20 protein-coding genes and 1 other RNA gene are annotated in these 21,415 nt (G+C 66.9%); 8 read left to right on the top strand and 13 right to left on the bottom strand.

The features are described 5' to 3' along the window. Window positions 1-13 precede the first annotated feature (13 nt). From AAGT95_RS05215 to AAGT95_RS05235, 5 genes are all read right to left on the bottom strand, one after another. On the bottom strand, window positions 14-412 hold the full coding sequence (locus AAGT95_RS05215; protein ID WP_342595765.1) for a DUF4440 domain-containing protein: 399 nt from the start codon (window positions 410-412) through the stop codon (window positions 14-16). After that, window positions 409-1,683: an FAD-dependent monooxygenase gene (locus tag AAGT95_RS05220; protein WP_342595766.1), complete on the bottom strand. Its 1,275-nt coding sequence runs from the start codon at window positions 1,681-1,683 to the stop codon at window positions 409-411. Before AAGT95_RS05220 ends, AAGT95_RS05215 begins: the two co-directional genes overlap by 4 nt. A gap of 76 nt (window positions 1,684-1,759) precedes the next feature. After that, window positions 1,760-3,001, bottom strand: coding sequence for a 2-octaprenyl-6-methoxyphenyl hydroxylase (gene ubiH, locus AAGT95_RS05225; protein WP_342595767.1), 1,242 nt, complete (start codon window positions 2,999-3,001; stop codon window positions 1,760-1,762). A 117-nt stretch (window positions 3,002-3,118) separates the two neighbouring features. Beyond that, window positions 3,119-4,456 carry a Xaa-Pro aminopeptidase gene (pepP, locus tag AAGT95_RS05230; protein ID WP_342595768.1) on the bottom strand — a complete coding sequence of 446 codons (1,338 nt, stop codon included), beginning with the start codon at window positions 4,454-4,456 and terminating at the stop codon, window positions 3,119-3,121. Window positions 4,457-4,540: 84 nt separating this feature from the next. Next, the gene (locus AAGT95_RS05235; protein ID WP_342595769.1) at window positions 4,541-5,158 is read right to left on the bottom strand and encodes a UPF0149 family protein; all 618 of its coding nucleotides are present in this window, start codon (window positions 5,156-5,158) and stop codon (window positions 4,541-4,543) included. Window positions 5,159-5,415: 257 nt separating this feature from the next. Between AAGT95_RS05235 and AAGT95_RS05240 the strand changes: the two genes are divergently transcribed. The 3 genes from AAGT95_RS05240 to AAGT95_RS05250 all read left to right on the top strand — a co-directional run bounded on the left by AAGT95_RS05240 (window position 5,416) and on the right by AAGT95_RS05250 (window position 6,666). Then, on the top strand, window positions 5,416-5,730 hold the full coding sequence (locus AAGT95_RS05240) for a cell division protein ZapA (protein ID WP_110601556.1): 315 nt from the start codon (window positions 5,416-5,418) through the stop codon (window positions 5,728-5,730). Window positions 5,731-5,797: 67 nt separating this feature from the next. Then, window positions 5,798-5,982, top strand: a non-coding RNA gene (gene ssrS, locus AAGT95_RS05245) — 6S RNA. Between the two features lie 63 nt (window positions 5,983-6,045). Then, the gene (locus AAGT95_RS05250; RefSeq protein WP_342596517.1) at window positions 6,046-6,666 is read left to right on the top strand and encodes a 5-formyltetrahydrofolate cyclo-ligase; all 621 of its coding nucleotides are present in this window, start codon (window positions 6,046-6,048) and stop codon (window positions 6,664-6,666) included. A 464-nt stretch (window positions 6,667-7,130) separates the two neighbouring features. Here AAGT95_RS05250 and ilvA read toward each other — a convergent pair whose 3' ends face one another. Next, window positions 7,131-8,648, bottom strand: coding sequence for a threonine ammonia-lyase, biosynthetic (ilvA, locus tag AAGT95_RS05255; protein WP_342595770.1), 1,518 nt, complete (start codon window positions 8,646-8,648; stop codon window positions 7,131-7,133). Between the two features lie 197 nt (window positions 8,649-8,845). Between ilvA and rpiA the strand changes: the two genes are divergently transcribed. Beyond that, complete coding sequence (rpiA, locus tag AAGT95_RS05260; RefSeq protein ID WP_110601559.1) at window positions 8,846-9,517, top strand: ribose-5-phosphate isomerase RpiA; 672 nt, start codon at window positions 8,846-8,848, stop codon at window positions 9,515-9,517. A gap of 9 nt (window positions 9,518-9,526) precedes the next feature. Here the strand turns inward: rpiA and AAGT95_RS05265 are convergent, their stop codons facing one another. Next, window positions 9,527-10,522: a 2-hydroxyacid dehydrogenase gene (locus tag AAGT95_RS05265; protein WP_342595771.1), complete on the bottom strand. Its 996-nt coding sequence runs from the start codon at window positions 10,520-10,522 to the stop codon at window positions 9,527-9,529. A gap of 127 nt (window positions 10,523-10,649) precedes the next feature. Here AAGT95_RS05265 and AAGT95_RS05270 point away from each other — a divergent pair, with 127 nt between their 5' ends. Beyond that, complete coding sequence (locus AAGT95_RS05270) at window positions 10,650-11,561, top strand: histone deacetylase (RefSeq protein WP_342595772.1); 912 nt, start codon at window positions 10,650-10,652, stop codon at window positions 11,559-11,561. Here the strand turns inward: AAGT95_RS05270 and AAGT95_RS05275 are convergent. Beyond that, window positions 11,516-12,511, bottom strand: coding sequence for a glycosyl transferase family 90 (locus tag AAGT95_RS05275; protein WP_342595773.1), 996 nt, complete (start codon window positions 12,509-12,511; stop codon window positions 11,516-11,518). The genes AAGT95_RS05270 and AAGT95_RS05275 overlap by 46 nt on opposite strands. 155 nt (window positions 12,512-12,666) lie before the next feature. Beyond that, window positions 12,667-13,062, bottom strand: a complete 396-nt coding sequence (locus tag AAGT95_RS05280) for a helix-turn-helix domain-containing protein (protein WP_342595774.1) — start codon at window positions 13,060-13,062, stop codon at window positions 12,667-12,669. Between the two features lie 120 nt (window positions 13,063-13,182). On the opposite strand from AAGT95_RS05280, the gene AAGT95_RS05285 reads away from it, so the two are divergent. Then, complete coding sequence (locus AAGT95_RS05285; protein WP_342595775.1) at window positions 13,183-14,196, top strand: zinc-binding alcohol dehydrogenase family protein; 1,014 nt, start codon at window positions 13,183-13,185, stop codon at window positions 14,194-14,196. Here the strand turns inward: AAGT95_RS05285 and waaA are convergent. From waaA to AAGT95_RS05300, 3 genes are read right to left on the bottom strand one after another with little or no spacing between them, the layout of a single operon-like run. After that, a complete protein-coding gene (gene waaA, locus AAGT95_RS05290) occupies window positions 14,193-15,491 on the bottom strand; it encodes a lipid IV(A) 3-deoxy-D-manno-octulosonic acid transferase (protein ID WP_342595776.1) in 1,299 nt (432 codons plus the stop codon). The two genes, AAGT95_RS05285 and waaA, sit on opposite strands and share 4 nt — an antisense overlap. A gap of 6 nt (window positions 15,492-15,497) precedes the next feature. Continuing rightward, window positions 15,498-16,928, bottom strand: a complete 1,431-nt coding sequence (gene hldE / locus AAGT95_RS05295; protein ID WP_342595777.1) for a bifunctional D-glycero-beta-D-manno-heptose-7-phosphate kinase/D-glycero-beta-D-manno-heptose 1-phosphate adenylyltransferase HldE — start codon at window positions 16,926-16,928, stop codon at window positions 15,498-15,500. Beyond that, window positions 16,918-18,027, bottom strand: a complete 1,110-nt coding sequence (locus tag AAGT95_RS05300; protein WP_110601571.1) for a glycosyltransferase family 9 protein — start codon at window positions 18,025-18,027, stop codon at window positions 16,918-16,920. The genes hldE and AAGT95_RS05300 overlap by 11 nt, the downstream gene beginning before the upstream one ends. Before the next feature lie 125 nt (window positions 18,028-18,152). Here AAGT95_RS05300 and AAGT95_RS05305 point away from each other — a divergent pair, with 125 nt between their 5' ends. After that, window positions 18,153-19,361 carry a glycosyltransferase family 4 protein gene (locus AAGT95_RS05305; protein ID WP_342595778.1) on the top strand — a complete coding sequence of 403 codons (1,209 nt, stop codon included), beginning with the start codon at window positions 18,153-18,155 and terminating at the stop codon, window positions 19,359-19,361. 3 nt (window positions 19,362-19,364) lie between these two features. Here the strand turns inward: AAGT95_RS05305 and AAGT95_RS05310 are convergent, their stop codons facing one another. Beyond that, window positions 19,365-20,492 (bottom strand): glycosyltransferase family 4 protein, encoded by a 1,128-nt coding sequence (locus AAGT95_RS05310; protein WP_342595779.1) that lies wholly within the window; start codon window positions 20,490-20,492, stop codon window positions 19,365-19,367. A gap of 183 nt (window positions 20,493-20,675) precedes the next feature. Between AAGT95_RS05310 and AAGT95_RS05315 the strand changes: the two genes are divergently transcribed. After that, on the top strand, window positions 20,676-21,413 hold the full coding sequence (locus AAGT95_RS05315; protein ID WP_342595780.1) for a 3-deoxy-D-manno-octulosonic acid kinase: 738 nt from the start codon (window positions 20,676-20,678) through the stop codon (window positions 21,411-21,413). The last annotated feature ends 2 nt before the right edge of the window (window positions 21,414-21,415 follow it).

A 21,415-nucleotide genomic window follows, 5' to 3' on the forward strand; every position in this document is an offset into this window, starting at 1 on the left:
GAAGGCAGCCGTTTCACGGTGAGGGGCCGATGGGCGCTCCCTGATGGAATCGCAACTGCCAGCCATGTGGCGTCAACCACCACAACGAGCAGCGTCTGGCCCAGCGCTCGCACGACCCATCGGCACGAAGATTGGCGGAACGATAGAAAAGCAGCGCGGATTCTGCCGAAAGACGCAGACAATAATCTCCTTCTGCATGGATTCTGATATCCAGGCTCGCCTGCTCCTCGCACGCTGATTTGAGCACGTCGTCACGCGTGTAATGCTGCCCGGAGCGACCCACTTCATAGAAATCAGGATGCAAATACCGGCAAATGGCCATCGGCGAGCGTCTGACGGTTGGCTGATGCAACCTTCTCTCTCGCTCAGCGAGAACTGTCAGAAGTGTCGAATCCTCAGGCCAGTCCTTCATCGACAGCGCTCGGGAAGATCGCCGTACTCCCCCAGCGCCTGGCGGATCAGCAGCCGCTTCACCGGCATGAGGCGGTTCACGCCGGAGAGCCCCCAGTTGCGGGCGAGCCGAAGCGCCGGTTGCCGGCTGCCGAACAACCGCTGGAAGCCCTGCATGGCGGCAAGCATGGCCACGTTCTCGTTGCGGCGGCGGCGCTCGTAGCGAACCAGGATGCGCCGATCCCCCGGCGGCGCACCGCGCCGTCTGGCACGCACCCACTCCTCGGCGAGCACGGCGGCATCCATCAATCCGAGATTGACGCCCTGCCCCGCCAGCGGATGCAGGCTGTGGGCGGCATCGCCGATCAGCGCCAAGCCGTCGTCGACATAACGCTGCGCATGGCGCTGGGTGATCGGGAAGTGCGGCGCGGCATCGATGACCTCGACGTCGCCCAGCCGCTCCCCCAACCCGCGGGCGAGTTCGATGCCCAGTTGCGCTCGCCCCTCGTCGGTGGCGGCCAGTGCCGTCAACCGCCGGGCCTCGCCGGGGGTGGTCGACCAGACGATCGAGCAGTGATCGTCCCGCCCGTCGACGATCAGCGGCAGGAAGGCCAACGGACCGGTGGCGAGAAAAGCCTGACGTGCAACGGCGCCATGGCCGACAGCGGTGCGCACGGTGGTCACCAAGGCAGCCTGGCCGGTCTCACGTTCGCTGACCGGGATACCGGCCATCGCCCGCAGCGGGGAGTTGGCGCCGTCGGCACCGACGATCAGCGGTGCCCGCCGCTGGGTGCCGTCGTCCAGGGTGATCACGGCGTCACTGGCATGGCGGGCGCCGGGGCGAGCCGCACTCTCTCGGCGTTCGTAGCCGGTCACTCGAACCTCGTGCAGCCACTCGACGTTGGGTAGCGACTGCAGGCGTCGGGCCAGTCCGGCCAGCAGCAGGTCGTTCTCGACGATATGTCCCAGTGCATCGACACCGACCTCGTCGGCATCGAAGTCGATCTCACCGCTACCCTCGGCATCCCAGACCTGCATGCCCCGGTAGGCCGACACCCGGCGGGAGGCGATCCAGGGCCAGACGTCCAGCGCCATCAGCAGACGCTGCGAGGCCGCCGTCAACGCACTGACGCGAAGCGCCGGTTTTCCCTGCCCCAGGCGCGCATCGCCTGCGGGCGCCGGGGCCGCATCGACCACGGCCACCTGCCAGCCGGCTTCGCCCAGCAGCAGGGCCAGCGTGGAGCCGACGACCCCGCCGCCGACGATGATGACATCACTCTCGCTCTGGTCCATTCCGCGTACTCCTTGTCTCGTCGCATGCCGCATCACCTGCCCGCCCGATCACGCCCAGGCTCGTCCACCGGCGGCGCTAGCGCTCGATGCCCATTGCGTGTCTCGCCAGGGTCCGGCGCAACGGCCCCAGCGCGTTGAGGCCGACCAATCCGGCGGCACGAGCCGGCCCCAACGCGGCATGATCGATGCCGAACAGCCGGATCAGCCCGTCGCTGAAGCGCACGATCCGATGCGTGTCCGCCGTTCGTCTCGCCTCGAAGCTCGCCAGCGTTCGGGGGTCGCCGGCGGCGACGCCCTCCGCCCGCGCCGCACCGATGGCGCCGGCCAGATCCATCACCCCACGCAGGGCCAGGTTGAAGCCCTGCCCGGCAACCGGATGCAGCGCGTGCGCCGCGTTGCCCAGTATGGCCAGATGCGGGCGAACCGTCTCCCGCGCCGTGATCAACGACAGCGGATAGGTGTGCCGCTGCCCCACCCGTCGAAAGCGGCCCGCCCGATCGCCGAAGGCCTGCTGCAGGCGCTCCAGAAAGGCGCCGTCGGAGAGCGCCAGCGCCTCGTCAAAGGCGCCCTGGCGGTGGGTCCAGACCAGCTCCATCCGGCGTCCGTCGAGCGGCAGCAGGGCCATCGGCCCTTCGCGGGTGAAGCGTTCGAAGGCCCAGCCGCCGTGGGCACGGCTGACCTCGACGTTGGCGATCAGCGCGGTCTGCTCGTAGGGGTGATGATCGCTCTCGATACCGAGGCGCTCCTTGAAACCGGCTCGCCCACCGTCGGCCAGTACGGTCAGGCCGGCGTGAATGACCTCGCCGCTGTCCAGCGCGAGCCGATAGCCCCCGCTCTCGGGCTCCAGCGATTCGACGCGTGCCGGACAGCGCCAGTCGATGGGCAGCGACTCGAGGCGAGCATGCAGCGCTCGCCCCATCCAGACGTTGGGGATGACGTAGCCCAGCGCCTCGACGCCCAGCTCGGAGGCGTGCAGCCGGGTTGCGCCCAGCCGGCCACGCTCGCTGACATGGATATGGCGGATCGCAGACGCCTCCGCCGCCATCGCCGACCACACGCCGAGCCGCTCGAAGTGGCGTCGAGAGCCGTAGGCAATGGCGCTGGCCCGGGCGTCGAAGCTGGGTTGATACGTGCTCGCCTCGACGCTGCTGGGCAGCGGCCGAGGCTCGATGATGGCAACGCGCAGGGGCGCCCGCTCATCGCCAAGCTCGCGCTCCGCCGCGATGGCCTCGCCCAGGGCGCAGGCGAGACTGGCGCCTACCAGGCCACCGCCGATGATGGCCACGTCGACCGTGGTGGATTGCCGTGTCTGAGACATCTGCACCAGCCACTCCCTTACGATTGAAAATTCAGAAGCCAGTTTCCACGCACCCTACACTGCCATTACATCGGTTACGTAATTTTCCGGCTCGATTCGGGATCGATCAAAAAACGATCAACTCCGCTCCTGCATCAGCGCCTCGATATCCTCCGGCGCCTTGGGTACGTCCGAGGTCAGGACCTCGCGGCCGGACTCGGTGACCACGACATCGTCCTCGATGCGAATCCCGATGCCGCGATAGGCCGACGGCACGTCTTCGGCATCCGGGATATAGAGCCCGGGCTCGATCGTCAACACCATGCCCGGCTCGAGCCGGCGGGGTTCGCCATCGACCCGATAACTGCCGACGTCGTGGACATCGAGGCCGAGCCAGTGCGAGGTCGAGTGCAGATAGAAGCGGCGGAAGCGCTGGGACTCGATGTTCTCTTCCAGCTCACCTTCCAGCAGGCCGAGCTCGATCAGGCCCGCAGTCAGATCGCGCACCACGCCCTGGTGAATGGCCTCCAGCGTGACGCCGGGTTCCACCGCGGCGACGGCGCTCTCTTCCGCCGCCAGCACGACGTCGTACAACGCCCGCTGAGCGTCGCTGAAACGGCCGTTGATCGGAAACGTGCGGGTAATGTCGCCGGCGTAGAGGTCGAACTCACCACCCGCGTCGATCAGTACCAGCTCGCCATCCTTCAGCGGCGCGGCGTTCTCGATATAGTGCAGCACACAGGCGTTGGCTCCGCCGCCGACGATGGTGCCGTAGGCGGGCGAGCGCGCACCGTGCCAGAGGAACTCGTGCTCGAGCTCGGCCTGCAGCTGATATTCGAAGCGCCCGGGGCGGCTCGCCTGCATGGCGCGGCGGTGCGCCAGCGCACTGATCTGCGCGGCGTGTCGCATCAGCGCCAGCTCGGCCTCGCTCTTGGTCAGGCGAAGTTCGTGGATCAAGGCGCTGACGTCGGCAAACCGGGTGGGGGCGACGGCACCCCGTCGCGCCCGGGCGCTCAACTGTCCGCGCACGCCCTCGGCGATGCTCATGGCGGCGGTGTCGGCCAGCGGCAGATAGAGGGTTTGGCGGCCATCCAGCAGTTCGGTGAGGTCGTGGCGCTGGGTGTTATCGAACGCCTCGTCCATGCCGTAATCGCGCACGGCCCCTTCGGGGCCGATACGAATGCCAGTCCAGGCCTCCTTCTCGGGGTCCTTCTCCTGACAGTAGAGGATGGCCTCGCCGGCTTCCCGGCCGGGCAGCAGCACCAGCAGCGCGTCGGGTTCGGGAAAACCGCACAGATAGTGGAAATCGCTGTTCTGGCGGAACGCGTACTCGCTGTCGTGATTGCGCGTCCTGAGCGCGGCACCCGGCAACAGCACGGCGCTGTGTTCCGGCAATTCGGCCATCAGGCGCTCGCGACGGGCCGCGAACTCCTCTGGCGAGATGGGGGCGGGACGCGGTAGCGGCTCGGGTCGCATGTCTCTCTCCTTGAGCGAAGCGCCCCGGGATTCGCCGGGACGCCTGGAATATCGTCGATCACGCGCCTCGCGGCGCGGGCGGACTCAATGCAGCGCTGGCGGTGTCTCGTCCTCGCCGCCGGCGGTATCGCCACTCTCGTTCTCCACCTGCTCCACCTGGGGTTCTCCAGGGTGCTGTTCGGTGTAGAGCAGCATCGCCGCCATCCGGGCATGTTCGGTCAGCGCGAAGAGATCGTTCTCGTTTTCGGGGTCGTCGGCGATATCGATATCGATCGCCGACAGCTGGCCGAGATCCTCCAGCGCCTCTTTCAGCGGCGAGGACCAGTTCTCGTAGGTTTCGCCATCCACTTCGTTGACGACCTCGAGAAAGCCCTGGGTCCACTCCTTGAGCCCCTGGGCGCGCTCGGAGAGCGAAAACAGCTCGTCCGGCAGCAGCGGCTCGAAGTTGAGCTCGGCGGCGGAGAGCGCGTCCAGTGTCTGGCGGCGCCAGCCCAGCAGCACGTCCGCATCCTCGCGGTTTTCCGGCTGTTCCACGTTGAGCGACAGGCAGACTTCCTCCAGCCACCCCTCGGCACTCAGATCGTGCAAACCGAGCTCGGCGCACAGTCGGCCGTCGAGAAACGCTGGCGACTGCATGCTGCCATGGGCCAGAAAGACATTGGCGACGGTGGAAAAGTCGAGCTGGTCGTTGATGATCGACATGTCGGCATCCATGATTGGGTGATCGCAAGAGCCGGTGGGCGCGTGGCGCCGGCGCGGCGGCGCGGCGGCGCGTTGACCGCCAATAACCGGCTCTCTATAGTGATTCCTCAATCGCGGCGGCACGCTCCCCGGGCCTTCGACCCCGCCCGGCGCAGCCGGTCACCGACCGCAGGCAGGGTAACGAATCCGGACGCGCTCGGCGCGAATGCCTGCCATCTTACCGCATCGATCTTCACCGCCCACCCCGGAGCGACAACATGAGCGACACGTCTCGCCCGACGACCGAAGTCACCCTGCTGGGCAAACCCTACGTGATCGCCTGCCCGCCCGAGGAGCAGGATCAGTTGAAGCGCTCCGCCCGCTACCTGGATCGCGCCATGCACGGCATCCATTCGCGAGGCAAGGTGCTGGGCGCCGAAAAGATCGCGATCATGGCCGCCCTCAATATCACCCACGAGCTGCTGACGGCGCTGGACTCGCATCGCGCCGGCGAGCAGAGCCTGAGTGATCTGAGCGAGAGGCTGGAACGTGCGCTGGCCAAGGCGGGCGAACCCGGCCGACAGGCACCGTGATGTCGAAAGCGCCATCGGTATCGCAATCCGCCATTGGGCAACGGAAGCCGCTCTGCTACGATGGTGGGGTTTCCTGGAGTGTGCGCCAGTCATTACAAGTCCCTCGAGCCTATGCGCAGTACCCAGGGGGCCAATTGCTAGGCAGGCCCGTGTGCATGTCCGCGCGTCGGAAAGCCTGAAGGCCTGCCTGCGGCCACCCACCTTGAACCAATAGGTTCAGGGCCAGAATGACAGCGGCACTCTGGGGAACTCTTCTTGTCGTTCAATAATCCCATCGCCACGATCGACCCTGACGCTGCCCGGGCTGCCACGACCCTGTCGTCGGCCGTCGATGGTCGTCTCGATCGGCGCGAGCTTCGACGCGAACTGCGTCGCCGCCGTCGCGCACTGACCCCGGACCAACGACGCCGGGCCTCCCGCGAGCTATGCCGTCGCCTCAGGTGTCTGCCCGAACTGCAGCGCGCCCGCCGCGTGGCGCTCTATCTGCCCAACGATGGCGAGATCGATCCGCGCCCGCTGATCGACTGGTTCACCGCCCGTCGCGCCCATGTCTATCTCCCGGTATTACGCCCCCTGGTTGAGAACCGACTGTGGTTCGTGCGCTATCGCGCCGGCACCCGGATGACCCGCAACCGCTTCGGTATCGCCGAGCCGGACACCCGCTTCGGCGCCCATCGCGCCAACCGTTTGCCCGCCTGGGCGCTGGATACCGTGCTGCTGCCACTGGTGGGGTTCGACGACGACGGGCAGCGAATCGGCATGGGCGGTGGATTCTACGATCGCACGTTCGCCTTTGCCCGACGCCAGCGCCCCAGGCCTCGGCTGATCGGGCTCGCCCACGACTGCCAACGGGTCGACTCGCTGCCCGTCGAGGGCTGGGACGTGCCGCTGGACGCCATCGTCAGCGACCGGCGCATCGTCCGACCCGGTCGCTGAAGCGCGAGGCCGGCCGACACCGAACGGCTGCAACGAAAACGGCCGGCAGCGTTTCCGCTACCGGCCGTTTCGAGCCACACCCCACCAGCCGATCCTCTTCACCACGCCCTCATTCGCCGGCCGTCGCCAGCCGAATGATCCGGCGTGTTCCCGGGCCTCAGGCGCCCAGCAGCGTCTGCGCGTAGCCTGTTGCCACCACGCCGACGCCGAAGATCAATACCAATGCCATTACCAAGTCGGGCTTGCGTCTCATGTCGACTCCGCTGCGTTGGGTTCGGTCGCTGCCCCCCGCAGCGACGCGCACGACTATAGGGTCAGGCCAAAAACTTGACAAGAGTGTTTCCGGCCCGGATGACACCTTTTTTCGTTACCCAATAGTATCGGCACCAACACAAAAAGTTTGAGATCGGATTCAGGGGCTTTTAGCGCCTATTTCATCCTTTCACGACGGCTCCCGACGAAGTCTAGGCCATGAACAGCCGGTAGGCCGTATTGTCGGTCTCCTTCCAGTAACGATAGCCGATGCGATCGAAGTGTTCCTCGGCATGGGCGCGGTCGCCATTGGGCATCTGCAATCCCACCAGCACCCGGCCGTAGGCGGCGCCGTGATTGCGGTAGTGGAACAGCGAGATGTTCCAGTCCGCCGGCAGGTGGGTGAGAAAGTTCATCAGCGCGCCGGGGCGTTCGGGGAATTCGAAGCGATAGACCTCCTCCTCGAAACGCTCCCGGGGTCGACCGCCGCCCAGATGGCGAATGTGAAGCTTGGCCAGTTCGTTATCGGTGAGATCCTCGACCGGATAGTCGGCCTCGCGCAGGCGGCGGATCAGCTCCTCGCGATCCTCGCCCCCCGGTTTGACCTGAACACCGACGAAGATGTGCGCATTCTCCGGATCGGCGTAGCGATAGTTGAATTCGGTCACCATGCGCCGCCCGATCACCCGGCAGAACTGCTTGAAGCTGCCCGGCCGCTCGGGGATCTCCACCGCCAGGATCGCCTCGCGCTGCTCGCCCAACTCGGTGCGCTCGGCAACGTGCTGGAGCCGGTCGAAATTGATGTTGGCGCCCGAGTTGATGCACATCAGTGTCTGGTCGCGGGCCTGGGTCTGCTGGATATACTTCTTGAGCCCCGCCAGCGACAGCGCCCCGGAGGTCTCCGCCACCGCCCGGGTGTCATCGAAGGTGTCCTTCACCGCCGCGCACATCTCGTCGGTATTGACGGTGATCACGCCGTCGATGTGATGACGCAGGATCTCGAACGGCGCCTCGCCGATCTGCGCCACCGCAACGCCCTCGGCAAACACGCCAACCTTGTCCAGCGTCACCCGCTCGCCGGCCTCCATGGCCGCCTTGAGGCAGGCGGAGTCCTCGGCTTCGACACCGAACACCTTGATCTCCGGTCGCAGATACTTGATGTAGGCCGCGATACCCGCCAGCAGCCCGCCGCCGCCGACGGGGACGAAGATCGCATCGAGCGGCCCGGCGTGCTGGCGCAGGATCTCCATCGCCACCGTCCCCTGGCCGGCGATCACGTCGAAATCGTCATAGGGCGGGATATAGGTATAGTCATGCTCGGCGATCAGCTCCCGGGCGTGGCTCAGGGCTTCACCGAAGGCGTCGCCCTTGAGCACCACCCTGGCGCCCCAGCCCCGGACCGCCGACACCTTGATGTCCGGCGTGACCCGCGGCATCACGATCACCGCCTTGACCCCCATCTGCCTGGCCGCCATCGCCAGCCCCTGGGCATGATTGCCCGCGGACGCCGCGATCACGCCCTTGGCCTTCTGCTCGTCGCTCAGCTGCGCCATCTTGTTGTAGGCGCCGCGAATCTTGAACGAGAAAACCGGCTGCAGGTCTTCGCGCTTGATCAGAATCCGGTTGGAAAAGCGGCGGGAGAGCGCAGGCAGCGGGGAGATCGGGGTCTCCCGGGCCGCCTCGTAGACACGGGCCTGGAGGATCTTTTTGACGATGTCTTCGAGTTGCATTCGGGTATGTCCTGGCGAACAGCTGGGGTGCAGCGCTCCCGCCGCGAGAGCGGCGGGCTTTGATGGACCCGTATTGTTAACAGACCCCGGCCCCGAGCGTCCAGCGACATCGGCAGCGTGTGCCGCTTGCTTTATACTGGCCGCGCTCCGAGCGTACCCGAATCGAACCCTTCTCCACTCAGCCTGCCGGAACCGACATGACCCAGGACGACCTCAAGCGCGCCGTCGCCGCCGCAGCCCTCGAAGACATCGACAACCTGCTGACCCCGGATGCGGTGATCGGGGTGGGCACGGGCTCCACGGCCAACCACTTCATCGACCTGCTGGCCGCTCGCCGACACGATTTCCGCGGCGCGGTCGCGAGTTCGGAAGCGACGGCAGCGCGGCTGAAGTCCCACGGCATCGACGTGCTGGAACTCAACCATGTCGGCACCGTCCCGGTCTATGTCGACGGCGCCGACGAGATCGACGCCAGGCTGCGCATGATCAAGGGCGGCGGCGCGGCACTGACCCGGGAGAAGATCGTGGCCGCCTGCGCCGAGCGCTTCATCTGCATCGCCGATGCCAGCAAGCGGGTCGAGGTGCTGGGTGGCTTCCCGCTGCCGGTCGAGGTGATTCCGATGGCGCGCTCCTATGTCGCCCGCGAAATGGTCAAGCTGGGCATTACGCCGGTCTATCGGGACGGGGTGCTGACCGACAACGGCAACCGCATCCTCGACGGTTACGACAAGCTGTTCGACGAGCCCGAGGCCATGGAAACGGCGCTGGATGCGCTGGTCGGCGTGGTCACCAACGGCCTGTTCGCCAAACGCCCGGCCGATGTGCTGATGCTGGGCAGCGACGCCGGGGTGGAGCGCTTGACCCGCTGACCCGGCCCGCTACAGCCGGTTGGGGCACTCGATGCCCTCGGCGTAGGCCATCAGGTTGGCCCGGGTCACCTGGGCGATCTCGCGCAGCGCCTCGACAGTGAAAAACCCCTGGTGTCCGGTGATCAGCACATTGGGGAAGCTCGCCAGGCGCGCGAACACGTCATCGTCGATGATCTCCGCCGAGTGGTCGCGGAAGAACAGTTCGCTCTCCTGCTCGTAGACATCGATGGCCAGCGCCCCCAGCTGACGCGATTTCAGCGCGCCGATGACTGCGGGCGTATCGATCAGCGCCCCTCGTGAGGTATTGACCAGCATGGCGCCCGGCTTCATCGCCGCCAAGGTCCCGTCATCGATCAGGTGATGGGTCTGCTCGGTCAGCGGACAGTGCAGCGAGACGATATCGGAGCGAGCCAGCAGCGCCTCGAGCGGGACCGCTTCCCCGTAGGCCTGGAACGCGTCGGCGGGATAGGGGTCGTAGCCCAGCACCTCGCAGCCGAGCCCCTTCAGGATGCGTGCCATGCACAGCCCGATCCGCCCCGTCCCGATCACGCCCGCCGTCTTGCCGTGAAGGGTGACGCCCAGCAGCCCGTCGAGTGCGAAGTTGCCCTCGCGCACGCGGTTGAAGGCCCGGTGAGTCTTGCGGTTCAGGGTCATGATCATCGCCAGCGCGTGCTCGGCCACCGCCTCCGGCGAGTAGGCCGGCACCCGCGCCACGAACAGCCCGAGCCGATGGGCAGCCGCGAGATCGATATTGTTGAAACCGGCGCAGCGCAACACGATCGCGCGGATCCCGAGGGTGGCCAGGGTGTCGAGCACGGCGGCGTCGAGGCAGTCGTTGACGAACACGCAGACCGCATCGCTGCCCGCCGCCAGCGCTACGGTGCCGGCATCGAGACCGGCTTCCTGGTAGTGCCACTCGATGTCGTCATCGGCATCTTGTACGGCAGCGAGTTCGTCGAAAAAGCGGCGATCGTAGGGCTGGGCACTGAAAACGGTAACTCGCATGGCGAAGAACTCGCGGCAACGGAGGGCATCTACCAGCGTAGCGATCCCTGGCGCCGCCGCCAGGGACCAATTGCCGCGGCCCAGTACCCACGGCGCTTCCAACGACCCGAGCGGAGGTCACTCGAGCGTGCTCCCCATCGTCCACCACCCCGGCTACAGCATCGAATGGCCCGAGCGCCATCCGTTCCCGATGGCAAAATTCCGAGTCCTGCGCCGACGCCTGTCGACGCTGGCGTTCGACGACCGTGACGACGTTGGCTGGATCACCCCTGCCCCGGCGACCGGCAAGGCGCTATTGCGCGGGCACACCGCCGACTACCTGCAGCGTTTCTATCTGGGCGAGATCGCGACCACGCGGCGCACGCCGAGCGGCTTCCCCTGGTCACCTGCGCTGGTCGAACGCACCCTGCTGGAAGTCGGCGGGACGCTGGCCGCGGTGGACAGCGCCATGGAGACCGGGCTGGCGCTCAACACCGCCGGCGGCACCCACCACGCCTACGCCGATCGTGCCAGCGGCTACTGCCTGCTCAACGATCTCGCGGTCGCCGCCCACCACCTGCTGGCCGAGTATCGCCTCGAGCGGGTCCTGATCGTCGACTGCGACGTGCACCAGGGGGATGGAACGGCCTGGATCTTCCGCGACGAGCCACGGGTCTTCACGCTGTCGCTCCACGGCGAGGCCAACTTCCCGTTCGAGAAGCGCCAGAGCGATCGCGACGTGGCGCTACCGCGCGGTACCGGGGACGACGCCTACCTGGCGCGCCTCGAGGCGGCACTGGACCCGATTCTGAACGACTTCCGGCCGCAGTTCGTGCTGTTCGACGCCGGCGCCGACGTCCACGCCGACGACCGGCTGGGCCACCTGGCGCTGAGTGACCACGGCCTCTACCGCCGCGATCACCGGGTACTGGCGGCCTGCCGCAGGCGCGGCATTCCCGTCGCCGGCGTCATCGGCGGCGGCTATGACCGCGACCTCGAAGCGCTGGCCGAGCGTCACGCCCAGTTGTTTCTCGCCGCGCTGGCGCTGATCTCCGAGTGAAGGGGCAGCGGCGCGGACCGGGGCGAGAGCTGGCCGGAAAGCACGAAATACCGGTGCATCACCAGCAGCGAGATCAGGTGCTCGAGACGCGTGTCGCGAAATCGATCCACGTGGGCGTTGGCGTTGCGGATGATCGCTTCGGCTTCCTCCGGACGCGCCGAGTAGTAGTCCATCTTCTCCTCGAGATCGTGGCAATCCTCGGCCAGCGGCACATAGTGGACATAGGGTTCCAGCGTGCCTTCCATGAACCAGGTCTCGTACCGCGGAGGCGGCATCAGGCAGAGCGAGTTCGACGACAGGATCCACTTCAGATTGGTGGCGACGTCCTTGCCCTCGAGGCTCAGCACGAACTTGTACTGCAGCTGCGCCTCGATCGACAGGTAGGGTCGATAATCCGACTGATGGCGCCGCTTGGCATGGCTCTGGCCGATATCCATCCGCGGGTGCCGGCAGAACTGGCGCAGCACCGCTGCCCGGTGCTCATGGAAACACTTCCCCCGCCAGACGACGCCCGTCTTCTTGTCGGTGTGCCGTAACCGGTCGTTGGCAAAATGGAAGTGGCGCACGCTGTTGAGTTTCAACAGCAGGTTGTTGGCGTTGCTCGGCGGGGTCTGGCGACAGATCGGACGGCTCTTGACGATCGTTGGCGTCTCGGCCACCCAGGTCACATCGCCGAAGCGGTAGTTGAAACGCAGCTCGGGATCGAAATGACGAACCACCCGTTTGGCATCCAGATAGTAGGCGCCGCGTCGTTCGTAGCGGAAATCACCGATGCGCACCGCGGCCTCGTCGAGATCGAAGGGGTTCTGCTGGCGATGATAGTAGTCGACCCGTGCCAGCACGGCCTGCCGCTGCATGGGAGAGAGCGACTCGACCAGCCGGTCCAAGCGCTGGCGATACAGGCTGTCGGGCAGTAGCAGGCTGGCGATGCCGCCAGCGTAGAATCGCAATTTGCGACTCCTGAAGCGCAGGTTCATGGAGTGACACCGGAAGAGGAGTGCAGGTCATCCCACGATTGTCGTCGCTGCCGATGACAAGCGTCTGACACTTCGGCCCGGCAGTCGCCCGACGATTCAGCGCCCGGCGACAGCTCCCGGAGGCACGCTCACGCCTGCCCTGCCGCGCCCCCTTCACGGGGCTCTGCTGGCGTCCCCGACGGCCCGAACAGATCGAGATGCGCATCGCCCCAGGTCTTGAGCGCCATCAGCACCGGCGTCAGCTCGCGCCCCAGCGCCGTCAGACTGTACTCCACCCTGGGTGGCACCTCGGCGTGGACCTCGCGATGGATCAGGCCATCGACCTCGAGTTCGCGCAACTGGTTGGTCAGCATGCGTTGGGTGACGCCACCGATGCGCCGCCGCAGCTCACTGAAGCGCAACGTGCCCTCGTCGAGCAGATACCACAGCACCACGCCTTTCCATTTACCGCAGATCAGACTCACCGCCGCCTCCACGGCGCAGCCGGGGCTACCATCGAAACGGGAAAATCGCGCTTTGGCCATCCGGGTATCCTTTTTGACACTAGGGTAACGACAGGGAACTAACAGCGTTCGTTGTACGTACGTGGCCTCCGCGATTTTACTCTAGGATTCACGCAGACACCTCATGACTGGAGAACCCGAATGAAAGCCGTCGCCTACCGCAACGCCGGGGCCATCGATCGCGATGACGCCCTGATCGACATCGAACTCGACGAACCCACGCCCGGTGACCGCGACCTGCTGGTCGAGATTCACGCCGTGTCGGTCAACCCGATCGATACCAAGGTGCGCGGCAACATGGCACCCGAGGCCGGCACGGCCCGGGTACTGGGCTGGGACGCGGCCGGCGTGGTCAAGGCCGTCGGCCGCGACGTGAAGGGCTTCACGCCGGGAGACGAGGTCTGGTATTCGGGCGATCTGCAGCGCCCGGGGACCAATGCCGAATATCACCTCGTCGACGAGCGGCTGGTGAGCAGGAAGCCGACATCGCTGAGCTTCGCCGAGGCGGCTGCCCTGCCGCTGACGTCTCTCACCGCCTGGGAGATGCTGTTCGACCGGCTCGACGTGACGCGCTCCGTTCCCGGTGCGGCCAACGCCGCTCTCATCGTTGGCGGCGCCGGCGGCGTGGGTTCGATCGCCATTCAACTGCTGAAGCGGCTGACCGATCTCACGGTCATCGCCACCGCCTCGCGTCCGGAGACCCGCGAGTGGGTGGAAAGCCTGGGTGCCGACGCCGTGATCGATCATCGCCAGCCGCTGCCCGCGCAGATCGAGGCGCTGGGGTTCGGTGCCCCCGGCCTGGTCTTCTCGACCACCCACAGCGACAAGCATCGCGATGACATCATCGCGCTGATGGCGCCCCAGGGCCGGTTCGGATTGATCGATGACCCGGTCGGCTTCGTGATCGACGACTTCAAGCGCAAGTCGATCTCGATCCACTGGGAGCTGATGTACACCCGCTCGCTGTTCCAGACTCCGGACATGCACGCTCAGGGTGACATTCTCGAGCGGGTGGCGGCGATGGTCGATCGTGGCGAGATTCGCACAACGCTGACCGAGACGCTGGGCACCATCGACGCAGCCAATCTCAAAAGAGCCCACGCCCTGATCGAGAGTGGGCGGGCGCGAGGCAAGGTGGTGCTGGAAGGCTTCTAGGTCTCGTTTGTCGAGGCGACGAGCATCGCCGCCACTGCCCGGCGGGTCTGCTGGAGCGCTCCCCGGTTGGCCTCGACCACGGCCCGCCCGGCCGCGCCAAGGCGGTGACGGCGATCGTCGTCCTCGAACAGCGAGATCAGCGTGGCGCCGAGCTCCCCGCCATCGACGACCTCGAGCCTGGCCTCGCTGGCCGCCAGGGTGTCGGCAATCTCGCGCAAGTTGTCGAGATAGGGGCCGCTAACCACCGCCACGCCCAGCGCCGCCGGTTCGAGCAGATTGTGACCGCCGATCGGCTCGAGCGAGCCACCGACGAAGGCGACGTCGGCGCAGCCGTAGAGCCGCATCAGATCGCCCATGGTATCGCCCAGCAGTACCGCGGTTTCCGCGGTGACCGGCCGCTGCGCGCTCAATCGCACGACCGACTCCCCTCGCTCGCGGCAGATCGCGTCGACGGTATCGAAGCGCTGGGGGTGGCGCGGCACCAGAATCAGCAGCGCATCGGGGAACCGGCGTCTGAGCGCGGCATGCGCGATCAGCGCCTGCTCGTCTTCTCCCGGATGGGTGGAGCCCGCGATCCAGACCGGCCGCGCGCCCCAGTTCGCCCGTAGTCGCCGGCTCGCGGCCACAGTCTCGCCGTCGACGGCGAGGTCGAATTTCAACGCCCCGGTGACCGTCACCCGCGTCGCCGGAGCGCCCAGCGAGACGAAACGCTCGGCGTCCAGTGGCGACTTGGCACCGATCCAGGCCACCGTTTCGAGCATGCCCCGGCTCAGGGCTCCGAAGCGCTGGTAGAGCCGGAAGGCACCGCCGCTCAAGCGGCCATTGGCCACCACCACCGGCACGCCCCGGCGTCGACACGCCGCCAGCAGGTTGGGCCAGAGCTCGGTCTCGGCGATGACCGCCAGGCGAGGCTTCAATCGGGCGATGAAACGTCGCGCGCTGATCGGAAAATCCAGCGGCAGGAAGTGGTGGGAGACCCGTTCGCCGAACGTCTGGCGAACGCGCTCGGCACCGGTGGCGGTCATGGTGGTGACGATCAGGTCGTGATCCGGATGATCATCGAGCAGCGAGCGGATCAGGGGCGCCGCCGTGACGACTTCACCCACCGATGCGGCATGCAGCCACAGCCGCGGACGATCGCCCTCCACGGTAATGAAGCCCAGCCGCTCGCGACGGGGGTGAGTGGGCAACCACTCACGCCACACCCGCCACCAGATCAGCGGCGACAACAGGTAGGCGGCCAGCGAGTAGAGCCAGCGCGCGAGCCGCGACGGGAGGCCGTGTCGAGCGCGCACCTCGGCTCAGCGCTCGCGGTCGAGAATGGTGTCGATCATGGTGGTGGTCGAGACGCCATCCTCGAAGCCCAGCACCAGGACTTCGCCGCCATTGGCGATGACCGCCTCGCCACCGGCGATATCCTCCGGCCGGTAGTCGCCGCCCTTGACCAGCCGATCCGGCAGGATCGCCTCGATCAGCCGCGCCGGCGTGTCTTCGCCGAAGGGAACGACCCAGTCCACCGCGGCCAGCCCCGCCAGCACCTGGGCCCGGCGCGCCAACGTATTGATGGGCCGTTTCGGCCCCTTGAGCCGCGCCACCGAGGCGTCGTCGTTGACCGCCACGATCAGGCGGTCGCCGAGGCGCTTGGCCTGCTCCAGGTACGCCACGTGGCCGGCATGCAGGATGTCGAAGCAGCCGTTGGTCATCACCACACGCTCGCCGCGGGCCTGCGCGGCACGCACCGCCCCGATGAGCGGGCCCTCCCCGATGACGCCGTATTGGGCCAGGCTGTCGCCGTGCAGTGCCGTGTAGAGCTCCGCCACCGACAGCACCGCGGTGCCGGGTTTCGCCACCACCAGTCCGGCGGCGAGATTGGCCAGCATCACCGCCTCGCCGAAGCCGTGGCCGGCGGCCAGCGCCAGCCCCAACACTCCGATCACGGTGTCGCCGGCGCCGGTGACGTCGAACACCTCCCGCGCATGGGTCGGCAGGTGGAGCGGGGCGTGGCCCTCACGAATCAGCGTCATGCCGCGCTCGCTGCGGGTGACCAGCAGCGCTTCCAGCGCCAGCGAGGCTCGCAGCGCCTCGCCCTTCTCCGCCAGCTCGGCATCACCGGCGCAGGGCCCGACGATCGCCTCGAATTCGGCCAGGTTGGGCGTGATCACGCTGGCACCGCGATAGCGGCTGAAATCGCTGCCCTTGGGATCGACCAGCACCCGCTTGCCGGCCGCTCTGGCCGTGGCGATCAGCGTCTCGACCCGATTCAGGCTGCCCTTGCCGTAGTCGGAGAGAATCACCACTTCGGCATCGCCCAGCGCCGCCTCGACCTTGGCGATCAGCGGCGAGGTGTCGACGTTCCACAGCGGCGATTCGAAGTCGAGCCGGATCAACTGCTGGTTGCGACTCATGACGCGCAGCTTGGTGATCGTCGGTACTTCGGGGCTGCGCTGAAAGTGAGCGCTCACATTGGCGGCTTCCAGCGCACGTTCGAGATGGTCTGCATTGTCGTCGTGCCCCACCACGCCCGCCAGGCTGGCGTGGCCTCCCAGCGAGGCGATGTTGAGGGCCACGTTGGCCGCCCCGCCCGGACGGTCGTCGGCGTCCTCCACCTTCACCACCGGCACCGGCGCTTCGGGCGAGATCCGCGACGTCGCGCCATGCCAGTAGCGGTCGAGCATGACATCGCCCACCACCAGCAGACGGGCGTGCTCCAGTTGCGAAAGATCAACCTTCATGCGGCGGCTCCGTTACGTCGTCGGCGTTGGCGGTATCGCGTGTCGCGGTCATCAGTCCATCCAGGTGCTCGACCACGTCGTCCAGCGTGATCAATCCCATGGCATCGGCGTGGCGCACCCGCGTACCCCAGTTGACGCTCTCGACGGACTTCTTCAGGTAGCGGCGCACGGCGTCAGGGTAGCGATTGACCACGTGATCACGCCAGCAGTACGGGGCCGCGCGATCCGGATTGGTGGTGGCGTAGAGCCCCAGCGTCGGCGTGCCCAGCGCATTGGCCATGTGGACCGGGCCGGAGTCGGGTGCGATCACCACGCGCGCCCGATCCAGTAGGGCCAGCAAGCCCTTGAGCGAGGTCCGCCCGATGGCGTCGATGATCTCGATCTCGGGCACCAACCGGCGGATCTGCTCGCCCATGTCGCGCTCCTGGGGACTGCCGCCGCCGCTCATGACGGTTCTCAACCCGTAGCGCTGCCAGACGTGCTCGATCACGGCGGCGTAGCCCTCGGCGGACCAGTTGCGGAAATTGCGCAGGCGCGGGTTGGCGCATGGGCTGATCACCAGGTAGGGCCGATCGCCGGTCAACTGATGCGCTTCCTGGTAGGCGGCATCCGGCACCGGCAGCGACCAGTCGAGCCGGGTATCCTCGACCCCCAGCAGGCGGGCGAAATCCATGAAGGATTCGAGCACGTGCGCACGCGGATGGGGGGCCAGTTGGCGATGGGTGAACCAGTGCTGCCAATCCTTGGCCCGCGCCTTGTCGTAACCCACTCGCACGTCGCATTTCAGCCCCAACGACAGTACGCTTGCGCGCAGCGCCTGCTGCATGTGCAACAGCACATCGAAGCGAACGTCCTCGAGCTGACGCCAAATCGCACGCATGCCCTGGAAACCGGTGGACTTGTCGTAGGCCACCAGATCGACGCCATCGAGGCCGTCCAGCAGGGCGTGTTCGGTCTTGCCGACGATCCAGGTGATCCGCGCCTCGGGCCATTGACGCTGCAGCGCGCGCACCGTGGGCACCAGGTTGCAGACATCGCCCAGCGCGGAGAGACGCAGGATGCCGATATGTCGCGGACGCTCTGGCAGAGATTGCTTCATGGGCCTGAATGAATTCCCATTGGGTAAAACGCCCATTCTAACGGAAGTTGACCGGGCATGACTCGCAACCCGACCAACGCGCGTCAATCATGGCGCCTCGACCGAACCCTCCAGATAAGACATTCATGATCGAAGAATCTGCTCGCGGCACCACCAGCCGCATCGGCCATCTCGTCAGCCTCAGGAACCTGGGCGGCGTGGAACGCTACTTCACCCGCTTCTACGCCCGTCATACCCCCCAGCACGACCACCACGTGCTGCTGCAGACCGACGAAGTCCATTCACTGCTCGAGCCGGCTTACGCCCCTCACCGCGCGGGGCGGATGCACAGCATCAAGGGCGGGCGCTGGCGGATTCCCAAGTTCCTGCCGAGCGTGCGCCAGCGTTACCAGCTCGCCATGATGCAGCGCCTGGGCCTGGACGCCGTGGTGGTCTGGAACAAGATCGTCAATCATCCGCTGGCGTTCGACGACGACATCCCGCTGATCCACTTCGAACGCGGGAGTGCATGGCTGGCCGCGGATGCACCCGGCCTGAGGCGTTATCTGTCGCGCCTGGACGGCGTGCTGTGCAACTCCTACGCCGGCCTGCGGATGCTCCAGCTCAAGTGGCAGCTCGATCCCGACATTCCCTATCGCGTGCTGCAGAACGCCATCCGCCTCCCGGACCAGGCCGCCACTCACCCCAGCGATCGCTTCAGGCTCGGTTTCGCGGGACGGATGACGGGCCTGAAGGCGCCGATGGTCGCCCTGGAAACCTTTGCCGAACTCAAGCAGCGCTGCCCCGAGGCGGAGCTGTGGATCGCGGGGAGTGGGCCACTGGAGCCGGTATTGAAGCGGTGGACGGCACAATGGGGATTGAACGACAGCGTTCACTTCAAGGGCCTGGTCGACGATATGTCGGGCTTCTACGCCTCGCTCGACGCCTTCATCTGCCCCTCCTGGCGCGAACCCTTCGGCAACGTGGTCCAGGAGGCCCTGGCTCATGGTCTGCCCACGCTGGTCGGCAATGCCGATGGCCTGCCGGAGCTCGTGCACCACGGCGTCAACGGGGCCGTCCTGAACCCCGGTCGTTCGCGCCAAAGCCTGGCGCGCTACGACCCGCGCTGCGCCCAGGGGCCTGACGAGGTCTACGACCCGACCACCGACCGCCTCGTCGAGGCGGGCGTTCTCGAGCCGACGGAGGCCGCCACGGTCCTCGAGGGCTGGGCCCGGGATCCAGCGCTGCGACGGCGCATGGCCAGCGCTGCCCGCGAGCAGGTCGCACGCGAGTTCGATCTCGACCGCTACGGGGAGACGCTGGTGGATTTCGTCGACAGCGTGATCCGTTCCTAGGGTTCACAGTGAGGCGAAGGAGGCCCGCAGCTTCTCGGTCTGACGGCGGTAGGAGTAATCGCTTACCAGCTCGGCGAGCTCGGCACCCAGCGACTCGAGGTCCGATGTCGTCATCAGCGCCTCGAGGCGGTCGACCCAGCCTCGGGTGTCGCGACTGTCCAGCATCAGCTCGGCATGGTCGGCCTCGAGCAGTTCGGCGGCACCGGTGGTGGACGAAAGCAACACCGGCGTGCCGCAGGCCATGGCCTCGAGCGACACCCGGCCGAACTCCTCGATGTGCGCCGGCAGCACGAACAGATCGAGCGCGCCATAGAGCGTCTCGACATCGCTGACCGTGCTGCGCCAGAGAAACCGCTCGGCGATGCCGGCTCGTTCGGCCTGGCGCTGGTAGGGGGCGAAATCGTCCTTGCCGACGACGAGGAAGCGGCACCGTCCCGGCAGGCGTTGCTCCAGCCCGGCAGCCATCTCGATGAAGCCGGCCACGTTGCGTTTGGTGAAATTGCCCGAGGTGATCAGCCCGACCAGGCGGGTCTCCTCGGCGAGGCCCAGCTCGCGTCGGCGCGCCTCGCGGCCTGCCGAGGCCCGCTCGAGGTTGAAGACGTCAGGGTCGTAGCCGGGGTAGCTGATCTCGATTCGCGAGTCGTCGATGCCGTAGCGATCGCGAAAATCTTCCGCCATCATCCGTGAATTGACCGCCAGGCGACGAAACCGGGCCCCGGTCAGCACCTGGTCGTGGATGGCGGCCACCTCGTGACCGGCGGGCAGGTCGCGGCCATGGATGCGCTGGCTGGCGAGGTGCACGCAGTTGTGCATGTAGACGACATCGGGCGTCTCGACATCGCCGTGGCTGACCAGCATCGCCGGCCGATGACGTCGGCACCAGGCCTGCACGCGGCGGTTGAACCAGAACCGCCGAAACGGCCCCTTGAAGGGCCAGCGCTTGAGCCGGACCAGCTCGGCACCGGCGGCCTCCGCCAGCTCGCGCCGGCCTCGCTCGGCCAGGATCGTCACCCGATAGCCCAGGGCTTTCAGTGCCGCGGCCTGCTCGAAGGCATTGCGGCTGGCGCCGGTGCTCTTCTCCACCTGGCGAATGGCGATCACGGCCAGTGGCGCTTGCGAATCTTCGGTCACGGCAGCTTCCTCGAGTTCATTGGACGCCCGACGGGTCGACGAATCCTCGACGGTCCGAGACGCCGACATGCGACAGCGGGTCTGCCCGGTTACAATGCGTCCCGCGGCTCGTCGCCGCCCGGCATGTCGCCGCGCTTTCGGCGCCATGCCAATCCCGCTTCGGCTCTACGTCAAGGATCGGCCATGTCGCTATCGACCTACCATCATCGGGACGCGCATATCTTATACGATCCGACGCGCCTCGCTCAGCCCGACCTGCCGATTCTGCCCGAATTCGGCGAGGCCTGGCTCGATCCGGCTGCCTGGGCCGAACGCGGCCTGGTGGTCGGCTCGGCGCCCGGCCGCGGCGACAGCCAGTTCCTGGCCGTCGACGGGGCCGACTGGGTGCTGCGGCCCTATCGTCGGGGCGGCATGGCCGCCAAGGTCAGTCAGAGCGACTATCTCTGGACAGGACTGGAGCGCACCCGCGGTTTCCGCGAGATGCGCCTGACCCGCGCGCTCCACCAGCGGGGCCTGCCCGTCCCGGCACCGGTGGCGACCATCGTGTCGAGACACGCCCTGCGCTACCGCGCGGCACTGATCACCGAGCGCCTGCCTGGCAGCCGGGCGCTGGCGGAGCGCCTGCCCGATGCCTCGCCGGCACTGCTCGCCGATGTCGGCGCCACCATCCGCCGGTTTCACGACGCCGGGCTCGACCATGTCGACCTCAACGCGCGCAACCTGCTGGTTTCAGACGACGATAAGGTCTGGCTGATAGATTTCGACCGCTGCCGACTGCGTCCGAGAGGCGCCTGGCGCCAGCGCAATCTGTCACGACTCGAACGCTCCCTCGTTCGTTTCTCGCCCGCCAACGCGGGATCACTCTTCACCGCCATCGTCGAGGGTTACCAGAACGCTCCGGTGGATCACCACGAGGTCTGACC

It is taken from the genome of Salinicola lusitanus (assembly GCF_038648475.1).
GTDB lineage: Bacteria > Pseudomonadota > Gammaproteobacteria > Pseudomonadales > Halomonadaceae > Salinicola > Salinicola lusitanus.

Bases quoted from the DNA above. Each gene is read 5' to 3' on its own strand.
- AAGT95_RS05300 (WP_110601571.1), bottom strand. From the start codon at position 18,027: ATGAAGCAATCTCTGCCAGAGCGTCCGCGACATATCGGCATCCTGCGT.
- AAGT95_RS05315 (WP_342595780.1), top strand. From the start codon at position 20,676: ATGTCGCTATCGACCTACCATCATCGGGACGCGCATATCTTATACGAT.
- AAGT95_RS05280 (WP_342595774.1), bottom strand. From the start codon at position 13,062: ATGGCCAAAGCGCGATTTTCCCGTTTCGATGGTAGCCCCGGCTGCGCC.
- ilvA (WP_342595770.1), bottom strand. From the start codon at position 8,648: ATGCAACTCGAAGACATCGTCAAAAAGATCCTCCAGGCCCGTGTCTAC.
- AAGT95_RS05235 (WP_342595769.1), bottom strand. From the start codon at position 5,158: ATGTCGATCATCAACGACCAGCTCGACTTTTCCACCGTCGCCAATGTC.
- AAGT95_RS05285 (WP_342595775.1), top strand. From the start codon at position 13,183: ATGAAAGCCGTCGCCTACCGCAACGCCGGGGCCATCGATCGCGATGAC.
- pepP (WP_342595768.1), bottom strand. From the start codon at position 4,456: ATGCGACCCGAGCCGCTACCGCGTCCCGCCCCCATCTCGCCAGAGGAG.
- rpiA (WP_110601559.1), top strand. From the start codon at position 8,846: ATGACCCAGGACGACCTCAAGCGCGCCGTCGCCGCCGCAGCCCTCGAA.
- AAGT95_RS05215 (WP_342595765.1), bottom strand. From the start codon at position 412: ATGAAGGACTGGCCTGAGGATTCGACACTTCTGACAGTTCTCGCTGAG.
- ubiH (WP_342595767.1), bottom strand. From the start codon at position 3,001: ATGTCTCAGACACGGCAATCCACCACGGTCGACGTGGCCATCATCGGC.
- AAGT95_RS05305 (WP_342595778.1), top strand. From the start codon at position 18,153: ATGATCGAAGAATCTGCTCGCGGCACCACCAGCCGCATCGGCCATCTC.
- AAGT95_RS05240 (WP_110601556.1), top strand. From the start codon at position 5,416: ATGAGCGACACGTCTCGCCCGACGACCGAAGTCACCCTGCTGGGCAAA.
- hldE (WP_342595777.1), bottom strand. From the start codon at position 16,928: ATGAAGGTTGATCTTTCGCAACTGGAGCACGCCCGTCTGCTGGTGGTG.
- AAGT95_RS05265 (WP_342595771.1), bottom strand. From the start codon at position 10,522: ATGCGAGTTACCGTTTTCAGTGCCCAGCCCTACGATCGCCGCTTTTTC.
- AAGT95_RS05220 (WP_342595766.1), bottom strand. From the start codon at position 1,683: ATGGACCAGAGCGAGAGTGATGTCATCATCGTCGGCGGCGGGGTCGTC.